The organism is Bacteroides sp., assembly GCF_052357945.1.
In the GTDB taxonomy this organism is placed as follows: Bacteria; Bacteroidota; Bacteroidia; order Bacteroidales; family Bacteroidaceae; genus Bacteroides.
This window is the reverse complement of record NZ_DAWCXD010000181.1, coordinates 1-8,373: the sequence shown is the minus strand read 5'-3', so window position 1 is coordinate 8,373 and position 8,373 is coordinate 1. Positions and strand designations below refer to the sequence as shown.

Below are 8,373 nucleotides of genomic sequence, written 5' to 3'. Positions count from 1 at the left end.
AAGACGGCATACGAGATGTCTTAGTGTCTCGTTGGCTCGTAGATGTGTATAATATACAGCCCTAGTCCTTGTCTAATAATTGAAGCATCTTTTAGTTCTTTATTGTATTTCTCGTTTATATCTATAGTCTTTTGGAAATATTCTTCCTCTTGTGCCAATGATAATTCGAGAATCTTTAGTTGATCTTGTTTTGCTTTCTCTAAAGCTTCATTGTCGGATATTCCCTGTTTAATATATTCTTTCCGAGCTTTTTCTATATCAATATACTTCTTTTTTGCCATGTCTGTCCCAATAGTCTCTCCTAATCGTTTTGCAATGGCTTCTTCTCTATTGGATATAGTTTCTACGGTATCAAACAGCCCTCTAACCTCTTTAATTAGTTCTGAAAGAACGGAGTTCACAAATAGCTTAATCTTAGTTGTCATTTTCTCAAATGATCCTCCGGTAGCATCAAACAGCAAAGCAATCTCTTTTGTTAATTCGGTTTGAGAATTAATTAAATCTTCTTCGACACGTCCTAACTCTCCGGCCTTAGCTTTCACTTCATCCAAATTGGTAGAAATATCTTTCAGTGTCCGGATATACTTCAAACCTGCATCTTCTCCCGGGCCGCCAAATATATCAGCAATGGCAGTACCAACAGCAGCGGAACTTTCCGGAAGCTCATTCAATTTATCAGAAACAAGTTGCATAACCTCAAAAGTAGTAATAGACCCGCTTTGTAACTCCTTTTGTATTTTCTTCGAATTTAGCCCGATCCCCTCTAATGCTGCGGCAGTGGAATCTGTCATTTCTCGGAGCCGTATATTTGCTTCTTTAATCGTATCTATACCCTTATCGGAGAATATCCCCTGCTTGTTGGTCTCTGCGATGATGGCTACAAACTGATCGGCAGATATTCCAGCCTCTTTGAAATATGCCGGGTATTCTTTCAGGCTATCCAGAAATTCGCCATTCGCATCTGCTCCGGCTATAAATCCGTCTTTTATTATTTGCAAAGCCTTCTCGGAAGTGATACCAAATTGTTTTGATACCGTATTAGCGGAAATAAGCACTTCTTTAAAGTCTTTCCCGTAATAGTCTGCCAGAGCTTGCACTTCACTTCGATAAGCCTTCAAATCATCCCCTGATTTATCAGTGAATTGCCTTGTTAACTTTGTAGCTTCAACCAAACCTTTATTGTAATCATACCACCATTTAAAGACAACACCAGCACCCGCTATCCCTGCGATGCCTAAAAATACTTTATTCTTTAAAAGGGAAGTTAGGGTATTTCCGAAGGCGGAAGCTTCCGTTTTTAGATTGGAGAAAAGACCGGAACCGCTTTTGGCATTGTCTGCCATACGTAGCAGGGAATCAGCAAAAGAGTTATTCATTCCCAGAGCGTTTTTTATGGCTTCTTCGTAGCTTCCGACACTTCGGTAGAAACGTTGAGTTTCTCCTTCCGCTTCTTTGAGTGAATCTGTTATACCGTTGATCTTGATTTTAAGTTCCTGCCCTCTGCTTGCTTTTCTTTCTACTTCCGAAAGGCTGTCATACTCTGATGTAAGATTGGATAATTGTGCTCGGAGTTGCTTTAAACTACCTGTTTGCTCCTTTTCAATCTTTATATTATTTCTAACATCTTTAGTAAGCGTCTGAACCACGTCTATAGCGTGCATCATCTTTTTTTCTGTTTCTACGAGCTTGGCATTATACTCCTCTTGTGATATTTTCTTGTCCTTCAAGGCTTTTTTATACTCTGCCTCTTCCTTCTTCAAATCGTCAATAGCCGCCCGGTATTTTGCAATGTTCCGGATCGCATCATCATATCGGACTTTTATCTCTAATACTTTTTCTACTGTATTTTCATTTTTCATAACTCTTTTCTATTTTTCGGTTAATACTCCGTTACTTGCAAAAAATAAAGCCATAACAAGGGCTGGGAAAGTTTTGCTATCTCCTTTGATATTCAGATTATCCAGGAGTGAAAGCATTTTTTTACGTTTTTCGGAATCCGGTTCATGTTCATTTATCAGATTCTCGATCATTGATAATGTTGATACAGCCTCCATCCGGTTGTTTTGGATTAATTCCGTAACTCGTTTGCCTTCTGCTACTATTTTCTGAATAGTAGTTTTATACTCTTTGGCCATCTTATCAAAAGCCAAAGCTAATTTCATGGCTTCTCTGTTGTTTAATAAATCTTTTTCTGTCATAATCATTTTATATTAAATCATTAAATTACAAATCTCCCAGATGATCCAGAGCTTCGTCCGGTATTTCCATATTTATAGCCTCCTCCATAGAGATAGAATGTCCCAAATACTCTTCTAAAAGCATTTTTCTAGTTTGATTGGCCTGTTCGGTAATACTCCGAATCTTTTCTTCTACATTTTCTTCCATGACATTACAATTTTAAAAGTTTACACTCGCATATATCGTTTTCTTTGGTCGTTATCTCTATGATAGCCAGATAACAACCATATTGAGCCAAATAAACCGGTATATCCATCTCTAAGTCCCGCAATTCGATACTGTTAAGACGGATATACTCGGTCACTACCTTTGCATTATTGATTAGCCCTTTGTACGTCTGATAGTTATTTGCAATTAAGGTAGTCCATTCTAGCCCCTTGAATATTCCCTTCGTACCATCAAGCAATAATATCCGGGGATTGGCTTTATTATACTGTAGTTCTCCGTTATCGTTGTAGGAATACAAAGGAATATAAGCAACGCCTCCTTTTGTACTGCAGGCGGAGAAAGGCAAAGTAATGGCATCACGTTCGTACTCAATCGTAGCATCATCAACCTGGATATTTCCGTCATAGTTTCCCATGACATTATCATCTTCTTTATACCGGAACCAGTTGTTTTGAGCAATGTTATCAAGGGTGTACTGTAAGTTTCTTGGCGTCACGCTCTTATAAGCCATAATCACACGAACCGTCCAGTCTACAGCTTTAGATTTGTTTGCAGACAGATTATCGAAGGGAATAAACTTGATCCCGTTTTCGCCATCCGGTAAAGCAAACAGACCGACCATTGAGGCAACGGCTTTAATGAAGTCTATTTGCTTGATGTCTGGAAGATTGGGAACTAGGGGAAATTTCTCACCTAGTAAAACATCCTCTTCTCTTTCTGTTATCGTTACTGATAAACTCCCTGATACACTATTTATCGGTTGTTTTCCGTTTCCACTTGATATTATAAAATATCCATCTTTATAAACTGTAGCAGAAGTATCAAAGCTATAAACTAGCCGAATATATGGCGGTTCTATATATGCAGCCGGCTTATATATGTTTATTATTTCCTCCTGCTTGGTCGGTGTGCTATAAACTGTGATTTGAAAAGGCGTATTTAAATAATCAATCCCCTGTGAGTAAGTGTATGAAACTTCTATTGTTCCTTTCAGTTTCAATGTTGAATCAAATTTCGGGTAAATATCCCGGCTCCCATTAGTGCTAACATACTGTTGGGTACTATCTCCTACAGCTTCAAATTTGATTATTGATGAATCATACCCTGTTACTTTTAAAGTCATTGGGTAGGCATCATATATCTCTTGTGAATCATTCCTTGTCAAAAGAGGAATAATCATTTTATTTATAACAGTAAGCTTGTCAGACGGGAAATTAAATGTCACTCCGCTTTGCTCCTGAATCTTGTCTAAAATCCATTTCACAGTCACTACAGGATGATACCACACGTTCGGATCATCGGAGTTAAACCCGTAGTCGATAAGTGGAAATTGCGCTGAATTGCTTCCCTTATTACTCCATACTACCCAATCCACGCCTTCCACTGTCCCGTGCGTAATATCCGTTAGCTTCTTGCCATCGTTTACCACGCCAGCAAAGTTTGTGACGTTTCCCCATGTAAGAGCAACCTCTATTGTTTCGCCAGTTTCTAGTAGTACTACATTGGCATTTTTAATCATCTCAATGCCATTCCGTAATAACGTACCTTTATGCTTTAGGTAAGGATAACGGCTTATTGAGCTGGGAAGATGTGAACACTCAATCAAAGCCAGATTCTTTGCTGTTTTAGGCAACCTGATCGTATAACTCCTATTACTTATAATTTTACTAATATCGGTTAGCAGGTTACTCTTATAGCTCAAAGTAATATCCGTCTTGTTAAGATCGGCTTTTGTGTTATTGATATATAATTCGTCTCTTGTCATAGCATATTTTTTATTTATACCGGGTAGACCATCCGAAGCAGACCTACCCGGTATCGGTTATACAATCTTTGCCAGTGCGGAAATGAGTTTTTCCAGTTCTTCGCCTTCAATGGAAAAGCCGGGCTCCTCTCCGCTATCTTCCCTTACTTGTCTGGCTTCATCACTTTCATCAATGGTGATAACTGTGAGATTGGCCGGTGTTTCGTCCGGGTTTATTCCTCTGTATACCGTGATTTTGTCTACGAAAGATTCCGTTTTAAGATCTATTCCAGATTTTGGCAGTTCTTCACTACCTAATTTTAGCAACTGAATCCCCAGTTTACGGGCTTCTTCCGCATTTAGGTGTACGGTGTTCTCTTCTGTTATGGATTCCCCGTTTACTGTTTTAGTGATAAGGACTTCGTTGTTGTCACATCTTCTCACATAAAGATGTTTTTCACTATCTTTTCTTACTCCGAAAAATGTTTCTTGTTTCATGACCTAAAAAATTAAATTGGTTAATAAAATATTTGTTCTCTAATTCTTTTGCAACGATTAGACAAACACCTATCTGATAATACTTTTCCTCGTTTAATGGGCATTTGTTTAAATGATTCTTTTAAAAATAAACTTACGAGGGTTTTATAAACCCATTATCTAAATAATATCTCGCTTGCTCATATTTGGGGAATGTCAAAGCCCAATAACCAAAGGCGTTGTTACCGGGATAGCTAACACAGTTAAACCGTTTATTTATCTTGCGTTTGAACACTTCATAAACGATTGCTCCTCCTGGAAATATACGCTTGTATAAGTAAACTTCAGTTTGGGGATTATATCCGATTTGGATAAATCGCTCTTTGTTCTTAATAAACTCTTTCTTTAATTCTTTAATTGCTTCCATAACTTTTAAATGTTGCTCTCGCTCATTTTAAGGTGAGCGAAAATGATAATTTACTCTTTTTGGTACTCTTGCTCATCTGACAGATGAAAGTGATTTTCGCTCGCTTTATTTTGGCTGAATATATTTTTTTGCTCGTTTATCTCTTCCATACCAAACTCTACTCTCGGATTCCGTCGGTCTATCCGTTTCTCCGCATGAATCTCAAAACAAAGGCTGTCATTTGTAATAGCCTCCACCATTTGCAAGCAATCAAGGATCGTTTTTAAGGCATTATCCAGATCGAAGCGAATATTCCCATGCCATACACGAATAAATAGCTTGAAACGACCGGAAATGCGCTTTCCTCGATACTTCTTGCATTGTAGGCAGAAGGATTTCTCATACTCCCTGATCCGGTCGTTTTTGATGATCCGTTTCTGACCGTCTTTGCCCGGTACGGCTTGATAGTTATTTGCTTTCGCTATCACTTGCCCGTATATTATTTCTATTTCCATACTCAAACGTTATATGTTATTTGCCGGGAAACTCCTATTTCTTTGGCATAAGCCATTATTTCACCAATATTCATACCTTTCTGTGTATGTCGTTCCCGAAGAAGAACGTCCGCCACGTCCCAGTTATTCGGTAGTCCTTCACATATCCGGCTAACTGTTACATCTATTCCGGCGCTGTGCAATATTTCGGCTTTTTCTTCCCATTTTGCCAACATTCCACTATCAGGATATAAAACTACTCTTTTGCCTGATAACGGCTTGAAAACGGCTGTTTCCGTCCATTTGCATCCGTTACAGCCTCCTGATGCTATCCAAGTGATTTTGGGCATCAAAATAGAGCATATAAGGGCTGATTTCTCACTTTCAACAATTCCTATCCGGGATGAGGTTTTTATTAAATGGCAACCGAAGAATGTTTGCTGAAGATTAGCCTCATAGTTTTTGAGAAGCGTTTTCCCGGCAAACCAAATCTTATCCATCGGTCGAGTATCTGGAATATACTTTTGCGCCTTATCGCTCCACATCTCCGCCCGGTCTTGTTTTTTCATCCGTTTTCCCGTATTGGGATTATAAGCCATAACCTTTAGTTGGCATAATTTGCCTTTTTCGTTAATCTGTGGAAAGGTGGTAGATAATCCGTCATTGTTTCTCCAGTGGCGAGATGTCCCGACATGGTAGAGATCAAACACCCGGTTTGCCTCAACATCTCCGAACTCTTTAGACATAAACCGGAATAGATTGTTTCTGTCTCGGTGTGTATCTGTTGCCAACAACGAAGAAGGTAGATAAGATACGGGAATTGCTTTAGGTGGTTCCGGCTGTTTCCATGTGGTAAACTCATTTCGTTTATTGGCCGGGTGTGCCTTGAAATATTCCGAAGGTGTCAGATGATAGCCGCAACGTTCCCGGTTGCAACGTCCGCACGATTCATCAATAGGAACATTCCTTTCATCAACATAATAAGTAAATTCTCCTTTATGTCCGCATTGCGGGCAGGTGTGGCGGGTACTCGTTCCTGCGTATTTTTGTAGGTGATATGTATGTTCACTCATAAATCAAAATCTTTAAATTTTATAGCACCGTATTAATAACCGTATTTTTGCCGTATACCGTATTAACCGTATTCACCCCCTTCTATAGAAGGGGTGATGAGTACGGTAGAAAAGTACGGTACGGTAACGGTTATTAAAATGGTAGTGTATCATTAGCTTTTTCAATCTTTGGCAGGTAATAACAGCCTACCTGATTTTTGATAATATATCCATTCTCTACCGCTTTCGTAACATTCTTTTCTGCCGCTCTTTCTTTCACTCCAAGATGTAGCATTAGTTTCTGTCTTAAATCCGAATAGGTTATAGTTGCCGGATATTGAGGCATGATACTTGATAAAGTCTGTTGTAGTTTATCCGTTTTTGCTTCAATGGGTATGTATTCAGCCTCAACGGGAAGCCCTTCCAAAACCATAAATGCAAAGTCCATCGGTCGCATATCTCTAGTTTTAGCCCATTTGCACAACGTTACATCTCCTTTAGCCTCCGCAAAAATCGCTGTTTCGCACTTCCGCAAAGCTTCCGATCCAAGATGTCCCCGGGCTTTTTCACTTCCTACATTGGCATGAATGACTGTCAGAACGTGGCAATCATATTCTTTTGTAAAAGCCATCAAATCATTAATTACAGACGTTGATTGCTCCGAACTGTTAGGGTCGGCTATTAGATCACTAACTCCATCAAGAACGACAAAATCAGGATGATATAGATTCATGCACGCATAAAAGATTTTATGTCTTATTGGCGGCTGATACTCTCTCAACATGTGAATAATGATATTATCTGAATTGATGTTAGTTGGAAGCCCTGCAATGCGGTGTAGTCTCCGGCCAATCTTCGCCACGTGTCCCGGTGCTTGCTCCGTATCAATCCAAAGCAACTTTCCTGATCCGTTCGGGTTGTCTAATCCCATACACCCGTTTTCATTCAGGAACGCCCCGGCAATACCAGAACATAGAAAACTCTTTCTTGCACCGGGTAACCCAATAACGAAAGAAAAATTTCCCCGGGTACATACAGGTAGGTTTCCTTTTGATACGAGCATTTGCGGATCGGGGATATTTTGTGATAAGTCCAGGCGGCTACATTGAATAGCATCCATTATATCGGATGGAATCTCAATCACAGGCTTTTCAAATTCGCTAACAATCTGTTTTATTGCTTCACTCATTGCCATTAACCTCCCAATCAATAGACATTTGCCGTTTGTCCGGCTCTAACCAGTATAGTTTTCTTCTATCGTCCAGACGAACGTCTTTAATGTCCCAGCCTTCATCATTACGGAGGGTGGAGATTACACGTCTGGCATCATTCGAATTTGTTTCAGCGTTGATTTCTTTTGCTGTTACTTTCCGACCAGATAAGAAAATAGATCGTACCTGTTGAATTATTCGAGATGATTTGCTATCTTTGTTTCCGGATCTATGTTGGAGATTGGCGGTCGTGGAGGCTGCCTTTTTCTTTTCTTTCATAGTCACGCCCTCCGATATTTGAATACGACCTGCTTTTTTACTGCCTCATCAATAGCATCCGCTTCATACAGGATTCTACTACCTACACGCTTGGAGATAAGAAGTCCGTCTTTTGTTATTCTCGCCAATGTTGGTAAGGTGACATGAAGGATTTCAGCGGCTTCTTTTCGAGTGTAGAACTTTGGTTCTTTCTTAGCAGTTACAGACAATATTCTTTCTGAAACTCTATCTACAATCACATCTACAAATACGTGAGTTCGACATAAAATCAAAAGATAGTAAGTTGCCCGTCATTGATAAAGTT

Annotated in this window: 11 protein-coding genes; all 11 read right to left on the bottom strand. The window is 39.4% G+C overall.

All coding sequences use genetic code 11. The features are described 5' to 3' along the window. Positions 1–20: 20 nt before the first annotated feature. The gene (locus ACT8YW_RS20530; protein WP_444106977.1) at positions 21–1,859 is read right to left on the bottom strand and encodes a phage tail tape measure protein; all 1,839 of its coding nucleotides are present in this window, start codon (positions 1,857–1,859) and stop codon (positions 21–23) included. Between the two features lie 9 nt (positions 1,860–1,868). Continuing rightward, positions 1,869–2,198 (bottom strand): hypothetical protein, encoded by a 330-nt coding sequence (locus tag ACT8YW_RS20525; RefSeq protein WP_117610438.1) that lies wholly within the window; start codon positions 2,196–2,198, stop codon positions 1,869–1,871. Positions 2,199–2,223: 25 nt separating this feature from the next. Beyond that, a complete protein-coding gene (locus ACT8YW_RS20520; protein WP_007754900.1) occupies positions 2,224–2,385 on the bottom strand; it encodes a hypothetical protein in 162 nt (53 codons plus the stop codon). A gap of 4 nt (positions 2,386–2,389) precedes the next feature. Continuing rightward, positions 2,390–4,171 carry a hypothetical protein gene (locus ACT8YW_RS20515; protein WP_444106976.1) on the bottom strand — a complete coding sequence of 594 codons (1,782 nt, stop codon included), beginning with the start codon at positions 4,169–4,171 and terminating at the stop codon, positions 2,390–2,392. A gap of 57 nt (positions 4,172–4,228) precedes the next feature. Then, positions 4,229–4,648: a hypothetical protein gene (locus tag ACT8YW_RS20510; protein ID WP_444106975.1), complete on the bottom strand. Its 420-nt coding sequence runs from the start codon at positions 4,646–4,648 to the stop codon at positions 4,229–4,231. A 133-nt stretch (positions 4,649–4,781) separates the two neighbouring features. Next, positions 4,782–5,054, bottom strand: coding sequence for a hypothetical protein (locus tag ACT8YW_RS20505; RefSeq protein WP_117610441.1), 273 nt, complete (start codon positions 5,052–5,054; stop codon positions 4,782–4,784). Positions 5,055–5,104: 50 nt separating this feature from the next. Then, positions 5,105–5,548 carry a RusA family crossover junction endodeoxyribonuclease gene (locus tag ACT8YW_RS20500; protein ID WP_007754879.1) on the bottom strand — a complete coding sequence of 148 codons (444 nt, stop codon included), beginning with the start codon at positions 5,546–5,548 and terminating at the stop codon, positions 5,105–5,107. 2 nt (positions 5,549–5,550) lie between these two features. Next, complete coding sequence (locus tag ACT8YW_RS20495) at positions 5,551–6,600, bottom strand: DUF6371 domain-containing protein (RefSeq protein ID WP_444106974.1); 1,050 nt, start codon at positions 6,598–6,600, stop codon at positions 5,551–5,553. Between the two features lie 133 nt (positions 6,601–6,733). Beyond that, entirely contained in the window at positions 6,734–7,768 is a 1,035-nt protein-coding gene (locus ACT8YW_RS20490) for an AAA family ATPase (RefSeq protein ID WP_032839743.1), read from the bottom strand. After that, a complete protein-coding gene (locus ACT8YW_RS20485; protein WP_117610444.1) occupies positions 7,761–8,069 on the bottom strand; it encodes an AbrB family transcriptional regulator in 309 nt (102 codons plus the stop codon). Before ACT8YW_RS20485 ends, ACT8YW_RS20490 begins: the two co-directional genes overlap by 8 nt. 2 nt (positions 8,070–8,071) lie before the next feature. Continuing rightward, the gene (locus ACT8YW_RS20480) at positions 8,072–8,341 is read right to left on the bottom strand and encodes a helix-turn-helix domain-containing protein (protein ID WP_444106973.1); all 270 of its coding nucleotides are present in this window, start codon (positions 8,339–8,341) and stop codon (positions 8,072–8,074) included. Between the last annotated feature and the right edge of the window lie 32 nt (positions 8,342–8,373).